Origin of the sequence: Bradyrhizobium sp. Ghvi (genome assembly GCF_900115265.1) — a bacterium.
GTDB lineage: Bacteria > Pseudomonadota > Alphaproteobacteria > Rhizobiales > Xanthobacteraceae > Bradyrhizobium.
Genome location: NZ_FOVU01000002.1, coordinates 539,096 through 553,986 on the forward strand (window position 1 = coordinate 539,096; position 14,891 = coordinate 553,986).

Annotated in this window: 16 protein-coding genes and 1 pseudogene; 11 read left to right on the forward strand and 6 right to left on the reverse strand. The window is 62.2% G+C overall.

Going from position 1 to position 14,891, the window contains the following annotated elements:
• The first annotated feature begins 216 nt into the window (after positions 1-216).
• The 4 genes from BM374_RS09345 to BM374_RS09365 all read left to right on the forward strand — a co-directional run bounded on the left by BM374_RS09345 (position 217) and on the right by BM374_RS09365 (position 3,389).
• A complete protein-coding gene (locus BM374_RS09345; RefSeq protein ID WP_092291177.1) occupies positions 217-528 on the forward strand; it encodes a DUF3572 domain-containing protein in 312 nt (103 codons plus the stop codon).
• Positions 525-1,814: a DNA polymerase IV gene (locus BM374_RS09350; RefSeq protein ID WP_092291179.1), complete on the forward strand. Its 1,290-nt coding sequence runs from the start codon at positions 525-527 to the stop codon at positions 1,812-1,814. The genes BM374_RS09345 and BM374_RS09350 overlap by 4 nt, the downstream gene beginning before the upstream one ends.
• A gap of 223 nt (positions 1,815-2,037) precedes the next feature.
• Entirely contained in the window at positions 2,038-2,439 is a 402-nt protein-coding gene (locus tag BM374_RS09355) for an ACT domain-containing protein (RefSeq protein ID WP_092291900.1), read from the forward strand.
• Positions 2,440-3,011: 572 nt separating this feature from the next.
• Positions 3,012-3,389 (forward strand): PRC-barrel domain-containing protein, encoded by a 378-nt coding sequence (locus BM374_RS09365; protein WP_092291183.1) that lies wholly within the window; start codon positions 3,012-3,014, stop codon positions 3,387-3,389.
• Positions 3,390-3,569: 180 nt separating this feature from the next.
• On the opposite strand, the gene BM374_RS09370 is transcribed toward BM374_RS09365, so the two are convergent.
• Positions 3,570-5,189 carry an alpha-amylase family protein gene (locus BM374_RS09370; RefSeq protein ID WP_092291185.1) on the reverse strand — a complete coding sequence of 540 codons (1,620 nt, stop codon included), beginning with the start codon at positions 5,187-5,189 and terminating at the stop codon, positions 3,570-3,572.
• A 161-nt stretch (positions 5,190-5,350) separates the two neighbouring features.
• Between BM374_RS09370 and BM374_RS39340 the strand changes: the two are divergent.
• Positions 5,351-5,494, forward strand: a pseudogene (locus tag BM374_RS39340) (ACT domain-containing protein); the annotation flags it as partial.
• Positions 5,495-5,798: 304 nt separating this feature from the next.
• A complete protein-coding gene (locus BM374_RS09380) occupies positions 5,799-6,872 on the forward strand; it encodes a hypothetical protein (protein ID WP_092291187.1) in 1,074 nt (357 codons plus the stop codon).
• Positions 6,873-6,945: 73 nt separating this feature from the next.
• On the opposite strand, the gene BM374_RS09385 is transcribed toward BM374_RS09380, so the two are convergent.
• From BM374_RS09385 to BM374_RS09395, 3 genes are all read right to left on the reverse strand, one after another.
• Positions 6,946-7,263, reverse strand: coding sequence for an NUDIX hydrolase (locus BM374_RS09385; RefSeq protein ID WP_092291189.1), 318 nt, complete (start codon positions 7,261-7,263; stop codon positions 6,946-6,948).
• A gap of 265 nt (positions 7,264-7,528) precedes the next feature.
• On the reverse strand, positions 7,529-7,930 hold the full coding sequence (locus BM374_RS09390; protein WP_092291191.1) for a RidA family protein: 402 nt from the start codon (positions 7,928-7,930) through the stop codon (positions 7,529-7,531).
• Positions 7,931-8,001: 71 nt separating this feature from the next.
• Positions 8,002-8,847 carry a cell envelope integrity EipB family protein gene (locus tag BM374_RS09395; RefSeq protein WP_092291193.1) on the reverse strand — a complete coding sequence of 282 codons (846 nt, stop codon included), beginning with the start codon at positions 8,845-8,847 and terminating at the stop codon, positions 8,002-8,004.
• A 260-nt stretch (positions 8,848-9,107) separates the two neighbouring features.
• On the opposite strand from BM374_RS09395, the gene BM374_RS09400 reads away from it, so the two are divergent.
• From BM374_RS09400 to BM374_RS09415, 4 genes are read left to right on the forward strand one after another with little or no spacing between them, the layout of a single operon-like run.
• Positions 9,108-9,575: a RidA family protein gene (locus BM374_RS09400; protein ID WP_092291195.1), complete on the forward strand. Its 468-nt coding sequence runs from the start codon at positions 9,108-9,110 to the stop codon at positions 9,573-9,575.
• Between the two features lie 12 nt (positions 9,576-9,587).
• Entirely contained in the window at positions 9,588-10,334 is a 747-nt protein-coding gene (locus BM374_RS09405; protein WP_092291197.1) for a glycerophosphodiester phosphodiesterase, read from the forward strand.
• A gap of 55 nt (positions 10,335-10,389) precedes the next feature.
• Positions 10,390-11,631, forward strand: a complete 1,242-nt coding sequence (locus tag BM374_RS09410) for a GNAT family N-acetyltransferase (RefSeq protein ID WP_092291902.1) — start codon at positions 10,390-10,392, stop codon at positions 11,629-11,631.
• A 52-nt stretch (positions 11,632-11,683) separates the two neighbouring features.
• Complete coding sequence (locus tag BM374_RS09415) at positions 11,684-12,112, forward strand: HIT family protein (protein WP_092291199.1); 429 nt, start codon at positions 11,684-11,686, stop codon at positions 12,110-12,112.
• A gap of 3 nt (positions 12,113-12,115) precedes the next feature.
• Here the strand turns inward: BM374_RS09415 and tsaA are convergent, their stop codons facing one another.
• On the reverse strand, positions 12,116-12,607 hold the full coding sequence (gene tsaA / locus BM374_RS09420; protein WP_092291201.1) for a tRNA (N6-threonylcarbamoyladenosine(37)-N6)-methyltransferase TrmO: 492 nt from the start codon (positions 12,605-12,607) through the stop codon (positions 12,116-12,118).
• 125 nt (positions 12,608-12,732) lie between these two features.
• Positions 12,733-13,707, reverse strand: a complete 975-nt coding sequence (locus tag BM374_RS09425; protein ID WP_177248190.1) for a lytic transglycosylase domain-containing protein — start codon at positions 13,705-13,707, stop codon at positions 12,733-12,735.
• Positions 13,708-13,806: 99 nt separating this feature from the next.
• On the opposite strand from BM374_RS09425, the gene BM374_RS09430 reads away from it, so the two are divergent.
• Positions 13,807-14,853 (forward strand): TRAP transporter substrate-binding protein, encoded by a 1,047-nt coding sequence (locus tag BM374_RS09430; RefSeq protein ID WP_177248191.1) that lies wholly within the window; start codon positions 13,807-13,809, stop codon positions 14,851-14,853.
• The last annotated feature ends 38 nt before the right edge of the window (positions 14,854-14,891 follow it).

Genomic DNA, 14,891 nt, shown 5'->3' on the forward strand with positions numbered 1-14,891 from the left:
GCTTTCCGGCGCTTCGAAAACTGGATTCAAACTAGCCTCAGATTCGCTTGAGTTTCGTTAAACCCGAGGGGCCACTTTCTGCGATGTGGTTTCCAGTTGCTTGTCTGGGGCCCGCAAGACGCAACGCCGAGACTCAGTCCCAAGAAGACTCAGTCCCAAGACTCGGGCATAGTCCAAAGTAGACACCGAAAGTTAACGGAAAGGCAAACCGGCCCCTTGAAAAAGCCTGTTCACAACCCCCGCGAAGTTGCTGAAATCGTTGCGATTCAGGCGCTCTCCTTTGTTGCGGCCGACCCCGAGAGGCTGGGTCTGTTTCTGACCGAGACAGGGGTTGGTCCGGAGACCCTCCGGAACGCCGCTTCGGACCCGAATTTCCTGCTCAGCGTACTCGATTTCGTGCTGCGCGATGACGCCACCGTGAAGGCCTTTGCCAAGGCCTCGGAGCTGCATCCGACCAATGTTGCCGCAGCGCGGCAGGTGCTCGGCGATGCGCTCGGCGACCGGACCTGGGAGCGCGACGTGCCGTGAGCGCCCTCGATCCGGCCGGACCCCGCTGCTTCTGCCGGGATTGTCTGGCCGATCTGGATACTGGCGGGCGGCGCTGTTCCGCCTGCGGTTCCCCTCGCCTCGTCCGCCACCGGGCGCTCGCCGGACTCACCATCGCCCATGTCGACTGCGACGCCTTCTATGCGACGGTCGAGAAGCGCGACAATCCTGAGATCGCCGACAGGCCTGTCATCATCGGCGGCGGCAAGCGCGGCGTAGTCTCGGCGGCCTGCTACATCGCGCGCACCTACGGCGTACGTTCGGCGATGCCGATGTTTAGGGCGTTGGAAGCCTGCCCGCATGCGACGGTGATCCCGCCCGACATGGCCAAGTACGTCCGCGTTGGCCGCGAGGTGCGGCAGGCCATGCAAGCGTTGACGCCGCTGGTCGAGCCGCTCTCGATCGACGAAGCCTTCCTCGATCTCTCCGGCACCGAGCGCGTGCACGGCATGATCCCGGCAAAGGTGCTGGCGCGCTTTGCCCGCAACGTCGAGCGCGATATCGGCATCACCGTTTCGGTTGGCCTCTCCTGCAACAAGTTCCTGGCCAAGATCGCCTCCGATCTCGACAAGCCCCGCGGCTTTGCAGCGCTCGACCAGGAGGAAGCGCGAGCGATGCTCGCCGAGAAGCCCGTCGGTTTCATCTTCGGCGTCGGACCCGCAACGCAAGAACGCCTCGTCCAGCGCGGATTCCGCATCATCGCCGATCTGCAAAAGGCCGATGAGATCGAGCTGATGCGACAGTTTCCGAGCGACGGCCGCCGGCTGTGGCGGCTTGCCCGCGGCATTGACGACCGCCGCGTCGAAGCCGACCGCGGCGCCAAGACGATTTCGAGCGAGACAACCTTCGAGACGGACATCCGCGATTTCGCATCGCTGGAGAAGATCCTGTGGCGGCTCTGCGAAAAGACGTCGGCGCGGCTCAAGAGCAGCGAGCTTGCGGGATCGACCGTCACACTGAAGCTGAAGACCGCCGATTTCCGCCAACGCACCCGCTCGCAGTCGATCGCGGCGCCGACGCAGCTCGCCGCAAAGATCTTCTCGATCTGCCGGGAGATGCTGGCGAAGGAGATCGACGGAACCGCCTTCCGCCTCATGGGCGCCGGCGTCAGCGCACTGCGCGACGGCTCCCCCGCCGACGACACCGACATGCTCGATCGCCGCGCCGCCCATGCCGAGCGCGCCGTCGACAGCCTGCGCAAGAAGTTCGGCAGTGCCGCCGTCATCCGCGGCATCGCGTATGACGGGCCGGAAAGGACGCAAGAGTGATCTGGCTGCGCCGGCGTTGTTCGTTCCGTCATCCTCGCGCAACCGCGAAGCGGTTGTCGCTGGAGGTGCGAGCCCTTAGCGAGGCTCGAAGGATGCACGGCCGAGATGCAGCCGGGCCGTTCATCCTTCGAGGCCTCCGCCTAGCGGCGCAATTGCGCCGCAAGGCTCCGGCGCCTCAGGATGATGGAGATTCCTTCCGCCGAAAGCTGTGACAGGAATGATCGTGACAGGCGAACGCGATCTCGACGTACTGCTGAAGCACATGAAGCCGGAACTGCGGCCCGGGATCTTCGTGTTCTGCACAATCCCAACGGACAGGCCCGTTTCGGCGGCGCTCAATCCGCTGCTGACGTTTCGCGAGCAGGAAGGGACGACGCTGGTCATCCCACGCGAAGTGGCCGAAGCGGCAGGACTAACCCATGCATTCGAATCGCGCCTGATCACGTTGACAGTCCACTCCGCGCTCAATGCCGTGGGTTTCCTGGCAGCGATCACGGCGCGCCTCGCCGCAGCCGGCATCAGCGTCAATGCCGTGTCGGCCTTCCATCACGACCATCTCTTCGTGCCTGACGACAAGGCCGATGAAGCAATGGCTCTATTGCAAAGCATGAGCGAGCCGAACTGAGCCCAAGCTCTGTCATAAGCAGCCACCTGATGTCTGCTCACCCCCCAACGGCGGCGGGAAAGCGGACGTCTGCCGAGGCCGAAGGGCCATAAGCGAAGACTACGTTTGTTCGCGGCATTCGCACTCGAACATCTGAATCCGTCCGGCTTGGGAATCAAGCACCACTCTCTCTACGTTCGAAGTTGAAGCACAGAAGATCGACTTCGGATGGGCCGACATTGGCCACGCACTTTCGGCAATTATCTGCGTGGTGACGATCCCGGCGTGCGTCGAGTTGCGCCAATATTTGGCGAAGCAAATCACGAAAGTTGTTTGCACCAAGTTCAAGCGCAGCGATCGCTTGAACGAGCTGTGTGATAGGGTCGCTCAAGAGGAGTTTTTCTCCTCGCGGAGTCACATCAAGGACCACCGAGCGCCCCCTCTGTTTGAGTTCTTACAGTCCACGTCGACGACGCGAGGTCCATGTCAGGGGCGTTAGGATCTTGATCCTGCGACAGGTGCGCCTAAAGGCAGGAACGCCCTCGTAGCAGCGGCGTTAAGCCGACAAAACTACCTATGAAGGAGACAAAGTCATGGCCCGCGCAACAGCCCACCCGGATCATCACTGTATCTCAAGCGAAGACATTCAGGGAACCGAGGTGTATGGAGCAGATGGAAGGAATATCGGTGAGATTGATCACCTCATCATCGACAAAGTGTCAGGCCGCGTGGCTTATGCCGTCATGAGCTTCGGCGGATTTGTCGGCTTGGGTCACAGCCATTACCCCATTCCCTGGGGCGCTCTGAGGTATGACACGTCACTAGAAGGCTTCCGAACCAACATCACGGAGCAGCAGCTGAGGGACGCGCCTGAGTTCAGCGATGACTCGTGGGAAGATCGAAACTGGGAAACTCGAACCCACCGGTATTACGGGGCGCCCACCTACTGGGAAGGACGAGGTGGCCTGTAACGCCAAGCAGGATTGGTAATTTCCAATCGTGAGTGTCGCAAGGTTAAGGCACCCAATTCGGTCGCCCGCCTTGCGGTGAGGATTTGACTTCGCATCATCCAGCGAAGTTCAGGACTCTTCCTGTATCCACTGGCGGTACCTTGGGAGCCGCGGCTTGTCGTCGAGGTGCCGTCCATCGGCTTAGTCGAGGCGAAACCACCGATAGCCGTAGCCATCAAGCTCGATAGCGGTGCCGTCGGCGCTGGGTTTGTCGTAAATCCGGTTGCCGAATATATCGGTCAGCTTCCGTCCCGCTGGAACGTCTTTGACTTCCGTGCAGCAGCCGTTTTGCGACAAGTTGTGCAGAACGAGCACGAATTTGCCTTCCCACACGAAATGCTGGATCAAGACAGCGGGACAGTTACTTTCGGGAACGGTGCATTCACCCCAACCGATCTCCGGGCAGGACTGGCGCATCTCGACCAGACGACGTAACCAATTGAACAGCGAGTCCGGGTCGCGCTGCTGGGCAATCGCATTCACCTTGGCTGGTGCGTATTGGCCCTCGCGGATCACATGATGAAGCAAACGATGTCCCCGTCGCGTGGAGAATCCGCCGTCTTCGTCATCCGTCCATTGCATGCACGTACGTACGGGCCATCGCTCCGGAAGCGTCAAATCGTCGCCCATGCCCAGTTCGTCACCGTAGTAAATGACCGGTGTGCCAGGCAGACTGAACAGTAGGCTGAATGCCAGCTCGATGCGGCGGCGGTCGTTTCCGAACATGCAGGCGAGCCGGCGCCGAATTCCCCGTCCATAAAGTTGCATTTTGCGGGTTGGACCGAACGCAGCATATACTTGGTCGCGCTCTTCAGAAGTTAAACGGCCGAGGTCCAGCTCATCGTGATTGCGCAGAAATTGGGCCCAATGCGCGAATTGCGGCAATCGAGGCAGCTGAGTCATACAGCGCCGCAGCGGTTCGGCACTTTCGCGTGCAAGGGCGAGAAACAAATGCTGGTTCAAAAGAAACGCAAATAGCATGTGGATCCGCGATCCATCGCCGAAATAATGCTGAAGCTCGGCGGGAGCCACATTTGCTTCCGCCAGCAAGACCGCGTCACCTTTGCGCCAGGAAAGGAAATTGCGGAGTTCGGCGAAGAACTCATACCGGCGCTTCGCCGGACGGTCTGGACGTATTTCCTCGACAACGAATGGCGCAGCGTCTATTCGGAATCCCGATACACCGAGCTCAAGCCAGAAGCCAAAGATCCTGAATATCTCTTCGCGGACGGCAGCGCAGCCGATGTTGAGGTCAGGTTGATGTTGGTAGAAGCGGTGGTAATACCACGATTGCGCGCAGAGGTCGTAGGTCCACACGCTGAGTTGAACCCCGGGAAATACAACGCCTTCTGTGCTGTTTTCGGGTTCGCTGGTTGACCAGACGTAATATTCCCGAAACGGCGACGACGGATCGGCGCGAGCCTGCTGAAACCAGGGGTGCCTGTCGGAGGTGTGATTGATGGGAAGATCGACTATCAGCCGCAGTCCCCGCAAACGGGCTTGATGACTGAACTCGACGAAATCGCCCAATGTGCCGAGTGCCGGCGCAATGTTGTAGTAGTCCGTGACATCGTAGCCGTGGTCCAGTCCGGGACTGGGATAAAATGGAAGCAACCACAGGCAATTTACGCCGAGCTGGGCGATGTGATCGAGCTGCTCGGTTAGTCCCTTGAAGTCGCCGATTCCGTCCCCATTGCCATCTTTGTAGGTGGCCACGTTGAGGCTGTAGATGACGGCGTTCTTGTACCAAAGATCAAGCAAGCGCCAACTTCCCTTTCGCTGAGCAGCGATCGAACGGCTTGCAGGTAACCGCTCGTGCGGTCAGTCGTTCCGGGAATTTGTGGCAATACCCTTGGAGCCGTCATGCCGTCGACGGGACGTCCAATCTTCCCGTAGGCTACAGAGCGACCGATCCGTATCCCGTCGGATTTCTGGCGGCCATCACCACGCGCCTCGCCGCAGCCGGCGTCAGCGTCAACGCCGTGTCAGCGTTTCATCACGACCACCTCTTCGTGCCTTACGACAGGGCCGATGACACCCTGACTCTGTTGCAAAACATGGAGCGGGCCGAACTGAGCCCAGGCTGTGTCACAAGCAGCCACCTGATGTCTGCTCAATCCCCAACAGCGGCGGGAAAGCGGACGTCTGCCGAGGCCGCTGAAGGGCCGCTTCAAGACATCGCCCTATGGGTATAGATAGGACCATCATCGTCCACCCGGAGAGCAGCAAGTGGGCCGAATAGCAACCTTCGTATGGATCGTAGCGTCTTTCATTGTGGTCGCCACTCCACTCCGGGCTCAAGCAACACCGGAAGCGTCAGCGTGCCGATACCTCGCTGGTCTAATCGATACGACATCGCCATCGCGGCCGTTGTTCCTGTCCAGCTATCCGACCGTCGAATCGGGGCCTCTTCATGGCGCCGCCTACCTCTATGACAATGCGGTAGCGGCCATCGCATTGGTCGGTTGCGGCGAGGGAGACAAGGCGTATCGAATTGGCTCGGCGATTCTCTGGGCCATCGATAACGACCGCACCTGGCATGATGGGCGGCTCCGGAACGCATACGCCGCGGGTGTGGTCGCGAATGGCCCCGCAAAACTTCCAGGTTGGTGGGACAATACTCAGAACAGATGGCTAGAGGATCGATATCAGGTGGGCAGCGACGTTGGTAACATGGCCTGGGCCATGTTGGCGTTGCTGTCGATTGATGTGAACACTGGCTCTCGATTCCGCGACGGTGCCGCACGGCTTGGCGCCTGGGTCATGCAATGGACCGACACGCGCGGTACTGGCGGCTTCACGGGCGGTACGTTTGGGCATGAGCCGACGCCGGAAGTGCGGACATGGAAATCGACTGAACATAATACTGACCTCGCCGCCGCTTTTAACCTTCTTGCCGTCCGTACAGGCGAGTCGCGCTGGCGCGATCAGGCAATGCTTGCTGAGTACTTCGTAGATACGATGTGGGATCCGGGGTGCGGCTGTTTCGCCGCAGGGACCGCCGAAGACGGTGTCACGCATAATCCGATTTTGGCTCTGGATGCCCAGATTTGGCCCTTGACAGCGCTTCACGGCGCGGCCGGGCAATTTGCATCGGCAATTACGACTGCCGAACAGCGAATGAGTGTTGGCGGAGGCTTTTCCTACGGTGAGAACCGGGACGGTATGTGGACCGAAGGAACGGGCCAAATGGCTCTCTTGATGAGATTGCTCGGCAGGACTGAGAGGGCAGAATCCTTGATCGCTATCATCGAATCTCAGAGATCACCCGATGGCGGGTTCTATGCCACGAGTGTCCGCGCCTTACCGACGGGATTCGTGTTGGACACCGACCCGAGCAAGCCGCGACACTATTTCCGATTGTCGCATCTTGGCGCAGCTTCGTGGGCTGCCCTAGCGGCACGTGGGTTCAATCCCTTTACGATGACAAAGGGACTACCTTGAGCCGCAGCCTGCCGTCAGAGCGGCCCCGGGCCACTTCATCAGGGATGATTGGTCGCTGGGCAGCCTTCGTGCTTTATGCTCCGATTGCGCGCAGCGCCTTATAGCCCGCGGCAACTGAAGACATGGATTTTATTTCTCCGTTTTCGAGCGCTTCAATCACTTCCTGCAGCGACATCAGCACGACTTCAACGCCTGCCGTCTCTTCCAACTCGTCAAGAGATTGCTTTCCTGTCAGCACACATCCGCTCGCAAGGAAAATATGCACGAGATTCGAATTCTTGCTTGAATCGTCAAAGCAAGTTCCTAGGCTCGTGATGCTGCTCGGCGAATAGCCGGTTTCTTCTTCAAGTTCGCGGACTGCTGCCGGTGGGATCGGTGGTGGGTCAGCCAACCTATCAGCCGCTCAGGAATAGCTCGGACGAAGTGAGTCCGCTTCTCGCCCGCCTCGATCGGCCGTTGCGATATTCGGATGGCTATCATGGCATAGTACCACTGTTTTGCCCGACGCGTCAAAGTCAATTCTAAAAAAACGAACTCACGCGCCGTTCCGGTATTGCGTTTCTACTGTGCATGGGGTTGTTTTCACGTTTTGCGAAAAGCGCGGGCGGGCGCGGCCCGGCAAGGGCGACGCGTCGCCCGCGTCGAGTAGGACGCCCTCAATCCGCGACCGCGATCGCCTCGATCTCGATCAACCATTCCGGCGCGGCGAGCGCGGAGACGCCGACGAGAGTCGAGGCCGGCGGCTCCATGCCTTCGAAGAAGACCGAGCGGGCCTTGCCGATGATGGGGCGCAACTCCGGCTTGTAGCCGACGACGAAGGTCGTGATCTTCACGATGTTGGCGTAGGTCGCGCCGGCCGCCTTCAGCGCGTGGCCGAGATTCTGCATCACCTGCGTGGTCTGCGCGGCGATTTCGCCCTCGCCGACGATCCGCCCCTCCTCGTCCACCGACACCTGGCCGGAGATGTAGATCGTGCGCGCGCCGGAGGCGGTGACGACGTGGGAATAAGCGGGATTGTGGTGCAGGCCGCTGGGGCGGAGATGATCGAACTTGGGCATGGGCTGGCTCCCGGAGTTTATGGTTGGCAGGGAGCGTAGCTGGAGATCGTCTCGAGAGCCAGCCTCACCCCCTAATTGCAGGGCTTGCTGTCCTTGACGTCGAACTTGCCCATCGCACCGGAAATGACAAAATCATTGTAGTCGAGCACGAGCTGACGGGAGACGCCGTTCTCGTAGAGTTCGAACGACATCGCATAAACAGGCGTCTGCTCGCCCTCCTTCTGCTGGACGTCGTGGTCGAAATAGCTGACGGTCACGGGCCAGCGTGTCAGCGATTTCATGTGCTCGTCCGAGGTCGACGGATCTGGCGAAGCGGTGTGGTCGGCCGGGATCGGCTGCCCGATCACGGTCAACGTGTTGTAGACCTTCTGGCCGTCGTCGGAGCCGTCGTAGACGGAGAGCTCAAGCAGCGACTTGCCCTCCTTGGCAGCCGCAATGATGCGCTGGATCTGCTCGGTCGGGAACACGATCTTGCCGTCGAGGGTAAAGCTCTTCGGCGCCGGCAATTTCAGCTTGACGTTGATATGATCGCCGTCGCGTTCCGCAGAGCCGTCGACGAGGCCAGCCTCGGTCTCGTTCATCCGCGTCTCGATCTTGAAGCGGAAGCTTTTCCCAGCGGCGTCCTCCCAGGAATTGGAGCGGAGGTCGCTGAGCGTGACCTTACCCTCGCCGCTGTCGAGTTCGGAGACCTGGCGGAATTCGGAGGTATAGCCCTCGCAGGAGCTTCCGGTGAAGTTGTAGAGGATACGGCCGCGCGCGCTGTTGATCGAGTTGGAGCGCGATTTGACGAGGCTGAGGTCATACAGCGCCTGGTGCGCGAGGAACGGACCGCTGGCCGCCTGCGCCCCACCGCCGAGACCAGAAGCCACCGCCGCGAGCGCCATCACACCGAGCGAAGTCCGGAAAAAGTGCACCATGTCTGTTCCTTGAGGATGCGTCCTTGGGGAAAGCGCAGATTCGACATTTTAATGACCGTTCCATTGCGCCGCAACTGAGGCCGTTTCACGTAAAGTTGCGGCGCTGGGTTTGATCCGCCGGTCCGGTCTCAACAAATTGCCGCCGTCTCCGGTTGCTTGCATGTGGCGGCCCGATGGGCGAAACATGGCGCCGCCCGGCCTCCTCTGGACGCGCCCGGGCAGATGAATTCCTGAACGGATTTTGGACAACGAGGTCGAACATGGCGGGCACGGTCGAGCAGAAACTGGCGGAACAAGGCATCAAGCTGCACGAGGCCCCGACCCCGGTCGCCAATTACGTGCCGTTCGTGCGCACCGGCAATCTGCTGTTCGTCTCCGGTCAGGTCTGCTTCGATCCCGCCGGCAAGCTGATCGCCAAGGGCAAGCTGGGCGCCGGCGTCTCGCTCGATGACGGCGCGGCGGCCGCGCGCGGCTGTGCCGTCAACCTGCTTGCGCAGGTCAAAGCGGCGGTCGGCGACCTCGACAGGGTGGTGCGCGTGGTGCGCCTTGGCGGCTTCATCAATTCGGCGCCCGATTTCCTGGATGGGCCCAAGGTGCTGAACGGCGCCTCGGACCTGATGGTCGCGGCCTTCGGTGACAAGGGCCGCCACGCCCGCACCACCGTCGGCGTCGCCTCGTTGCCGGCGGATGCGGCCGTCGAGGTCGAAGGCGTGTTCGAGGTCGCCTGAGGTCAGCAACTCGTGCGTGCTCCGAATTGGCTGACAGCCCGGCCGGTCGCCCATCGCGGCCTGCACGACATTTCCCGTGGCATCGTCGAGAACATGCCGGGCGCGGTGCAAGCCGCAATCGCGGGTAATTTCTCGATCGAGGTCGATATCCAGCTCTCGGCTGACGGCGAGGCGATGGTGCACCACGACCATGCGCTCGGCCGCCTCACCGAGGCCACCGGACCGGTAGTCGCGAAAACCGCCGCCGAGCTCAAGGCGATCCCGTTCAAGGATACGCCCGAGCGGATGATGTCGCTCAGCGACCTCTGCACCATGGTCGCCGGCCGCGTGCCGCTGGTGATCGAGGTGAAGAGCCGTTTTGACGGCGACCGCAAGCTGGTGAAGCGGATGGCCGAAGTGCTGGCGTCCTATGACGGGCCAGCTGTCGGCATGTCCTTCGATCCCGACCAGGTGCTGGCGCTGCGCGACTTGCTGCCGAACCGCCCGCGCGGCATCGTCGCGCAGCGGAGCTATGAGGACGAATACTGGGCCCACCTGACGCAGCAGCAGCGCGACAGCATGCTGCACCTTCGTCACGGCTTCCAGACCCGGCCGCACTTCGTCGCCTTCAAGGTCGACCACCTCCCGGCGCCCGCCCCCTGGATCGCCCGCAACATCTTCGGCTGCGCCCTGCTCGGCTGGACCGTGCGCACGCCCGAGCAGCGCTCGCGGGTCGGACAGCATGCCGATCAGATGATCTTTGAGGGGTTCGTGCCGTAAGCTTGATGTTCCCCGCCCCTTGAAGTCGCTGCTGCAATGCACGATCTTGGGCTCAATGGCATCATCCGAAATTACGCTCGAGGCCGTCCCCTCCATGAGCGAAGTCTCGCCCGCGGATTGGGACGCCTGCGCCAATCCCGCTGGCCGCTGCAATGGGGGCAGCTATGGAACCTCATCCGCCCTTCCAGGCGATTCCCTCGGGGTCTTAAGACCGGCCTACAACCCGTTCGTCTCGCATGCATTTCTTTCGGCGGTCGAGAAATCGGGTTCGGCAACGATCCGCACGGGTTGGGGACCGCGACATCTGGTGGCCAAAATCGACGGCCGCGTCGCCGGCGTCGTGCCCTGTTATCTGAAGTCGCACAGTCAGGGCGAATACGTCTTCGACCGCGGCTGGGCGGACGCCTATGAACGCGCCGGCGGGCGCTATTATCCGAAGCTCCAGGTCTCGATTCCGTTCACGCCGGCCACAGGCCCCCGGCTGCTGGTCCGCGACGGCGTCGATCGCGAGCGCGTCATGGAGGCGCTGGCGAGCGGGCTGGTGGCGCTGTGCGGCGTCAGCAAGGCCTCCTCCGTCCACGTCACCTTTGCGCGCGAAGCCGAGTGGAAGCTGCTCGCCCAGCACGGCTTCCTTCAGCGCACCGACCAGCAGTTCCACTGGCACAACGAGGGCTTTGCCGGCTTCGACGATTTCCTGGCCACGCTGAATTCGCGTCACCGCAAATCGATCAAGCGCGAGCGGCGCGATGCGCTCGCCTCGGGAATCACCATCCACTGGCTCACCGGAAAAGACATCACCGAGGATGCCTGGGACGCTTTCTTCGAATTCTACATGGAGACCGGCTCGCGCAAATGGGGTCGGCCGTACCTCACACGCGAGTTCTTCTCGCTGATCGGCGAGACCATGAGCCAGGACGTGCTGCTGGTCATGGCCCGCCGCAACGATCGCTGGATTGCTGGCGCCATCAATTTCATCGGCTCGGACACGCTGTTCGGCCGCAATTGGGGAGCGGTCGAGCATCATCCGTTCCTGCATTTCGAGGTCTGCTACTACCAGGCGATCGATTTTGCGATCAACCACGGCCTCGCTCATGTCGAAGCCGGCGCGCAAGGCGAGCACAAGATCGCGCGCGGCTATCTGCCGCGAACCACCTACTCGGCTCATTTCATCGCCGATCCGGGCCTGCGCCGCGCCATCGACGAGTACCTCAAGCGCGAGCGCGCCTATGTCGCGGAAGCCGGACGAGAGCTGGCCGAACTCGGCCCCTTCCGCAAGGGCGCCGACGAGGCGCCTTGACGGCCTGCCGTGGCTGGTGACAGTAAGCGCAAAACTCTCGGGAGCCGCCGCCATGACCACCTACGATACCAACAACATCTTCGCGAAGATCCTGCGTGGTGAGCTGCCCTGCTACAAGGTGTACGAGGACGAACACGTCTTCGCCTTCCTTGACATCATGCCGCGCGTCCCCGGCCACACGCTTGTGATCCCGAAGGCCCCTGCCCGCAACATCCTCGACGTCACGCCGGACGACTACGCCCATGTGGCGCGGGCTGCGAAGAAGATCGCGATCGCCGCGATGAAGGCGTTCAACGCCGACGGCATCACCGTGCAACAGTTCAACGAGCCCGCCGGCGGACAGGTCGTGTTTCATCTCCACATGCACGTGATGCCCCGCCACGACGGCGTTGCGATGCTGCCGCCCGCAAGCCGCCAGGAAGACGTCAAGGTCCTGGAAGAGAACGCGACCAAGCTGATCGCGGCGCTGAAGGCGGGCTGATCGTCACTCCGTCTGAAAATCCCCCGGCTGCGGCGCGGCCAGCGGGGTGAATTCGCAGCGATCAGGCTTGATGTCGATCAGCGGCGTATTGTCGATGCAATCGAGCCCGCGCACCAGAATGGCACTTCCCTCGATGCCAACGAGCTTCACGATCGAGGTGCCGATCGGATTGGGCCTGACCGGCGAGCGCAGCGAAAATGTGCCGCGGGTCTTCTCGTTGTTCTTGGGGCTTTGCAGCACGATGTCGCGGCGCGACTTGTCGAGCCAATAGAGCACTTCGAGATTGCTGTAGAAGTCGACGCCCTTGATCGCCGGCACGAAGGGCTCGAAAATCTCCAGGCGGCAGACCGGGCCATCGGTACGTCCCTGCCGCGGCGTCTCCAGCCGCGAGGCCCAGGGCGTGCGGATGCGGCCGATGAAGACGAGGCCGGCATCCTCTGTCGAAGGCAGCTCGATGGCGACCTCACCTTCGCGGAGCTCGTTTTCGCGAACCATATTTCCAGTTCCTTGGCTGTTCGCGAGGGTTTTAGCCTAACCACCACGTGCCGGCCAGCATGAAGACTTCACCGGCAAAACGCCCGCAAAGCGGAGTCAGCGGGATCGCGTGCGCGCAGCACGTCCTAACCCCTAACGCCCCGGTTCTTCAGCACGAAACACGCCCCGCCCGCTTTCCGGATGCGATTGCAGAGATCGTCCGCCTCGGGTCGCGTGTCGGCGCCGATGCGCACCTGGTAGAAGGCGTGCGAACCACGGCTTCGCATGACCGAGCTCAACAGGCTGGGATCGCGGTCACCGATTACGCTGCTGAGGCGTGTGACCGCGCGAGAGTACATCGCCAGCGCCTTGTTGCGGTCGAAGCCGGCGGCGAGCTGCACGCCCCATATCTTGGCGGCCGCAAGCTCGACATGCTGCTCGAGCTCAGCGACGAACGGGTTCGGCGCGCGCTTCAACAGCGCCATCAGGTCGCGGCAGCTCGTCGGCGGGGAGCTCGGCGGCGCCTTGCCGGTGCTGCCCGCCTTGGCCCATGCGTCGACCGTTGCCCCGGTGATGGCATAGACGTAGTTGCGGGTCTGCTCCGGCATGCCACCGGTGCCGGCGAGCCATTCCTGCACCCGTCGCGGCCCGGCATTATAGGCGGCGGCGGCCAGACCGAGATTGCCGAACCGGTTGCGCAGCTCGTTCAAGAACTCCGCCGACTTCGGCAGGGCCTGCACCGGATTGAACGGATTGAGCAGCCCCCGCTCGCTTGCTGTGCCCGGCATGAACTGTGCGATCCCCTGCGCCTGCTCGCCGCTGCGCGTCGTGGGTCCCACCGCATCGGCCTGGAAGCGGCTCTCTTGCCAGATCACCCGGGCAAAGAATTCCAGCGGCAGATTGGCATCGCGCGCGGCGGCTTCCACGATCAGGCAGATCGATTCCCGCGTATCGCTTTCGCGGCCATCCGCAGGCTTCTCCGGTGGCGTGGCAGGCGGCGTCTCAGGCGCTTGGACGCTCGGGGCCGCGGTATCAGCCGTTGCCGACGAGCTGTCCTCGGCCGCTCCCCCCGTCGCCGGGACCAGCATTGCGACGATGACGAGTGACGCTGCTCGCGCCATCCTTGCCCACGCATCATTGCGGCGGGCGCGGGCGCGGTATGCAACAAGACGATCTGCCATATCGCGGCGATGTGCCATAGTTCGACGAGTTGCCAATCGATGCTGCGTGACCTGATTCTCCCAATGCTTTCCCCTGCCCGACGGATCCATACCATCCTTGTCTTCGTCTTCGCCGCGCTCATGTTCTGCGCCGCACCGACCAAGGCGCAAATCAGCCCGAACGGTACCGCTCAAGCCGTCTGGCGGATGACCACCGAATATCCAGAGAACAACATATCCGGGATTGGGCTTGCCACTTTCGCCGATCGCGTCGCCGCGCGCACGAACGGTTTGGTGACGGTGGCCAACGCTTTCGACAATCAGCTGAAGATCAGTTCGGGCGAGATGCCGCGCGCGGCGCTGGACGGCCGGATCGCCGGGGGCGATGCCTTCGCGGGCGCGCTTTCTGGCGTGGACCCCGTGCTTGGTCTTTCAACTCTTCCCTTCGTCGTGCAATCGGTCGATATCGCCCGCGCCGTCAATTCGCGTGCGCGGCCGCTTTACGAAAAGGCCCTCGCCGCCCGCGGCCTCAAGCTGCTTTACCTGACGATCTGGCCGGCGACGGGCCTGTGGTCAGACCGGCCGCTCGCGGGCGCCGATGATCTGCCGAAACTCAACCTGCGCGCCTACGATGCCAATTCCAGCGAGGTGATGAAGGCGGCCGGCGTGAACACGCAATTCCTTCCGATGGACACCGCGCTTGCCGGGCTCAGGGAGCACCGGCTGAACGCATTCCTCACGTCCGGAGATGGCGGCGCAGGACGCAAGCTGTGGGACTTTCTGCCCTATTTCGCAGCCATCAACTACGCAATGCCGATATCGATCGCCTTCGTCCGGAACGAGGCATTCGCCGCGCTGCCCGAGCCGATGCAGCGCGAGGTGCTGGCCGCCGCGACTGAGACCGAGCAAAGCCAACTCGCACTGCTGGCCCATCGCACGACCGAAAATTATGCGCGCATGCGCGACAATGGCGTCCACATCACCGAGCCAGCACCTGCGTCCCTCATCGCGGCGCTGCGAACGGCCGCGACGGGCACGATCACCGCTTGGGAAGCGCAGGCGGGCACAGATGCCGCCGCGATCGTGGAATGGGCGAAACAGCAATGAGGCGACGGCTCTTGACTTGAAGTCCGATCCGACTAGCA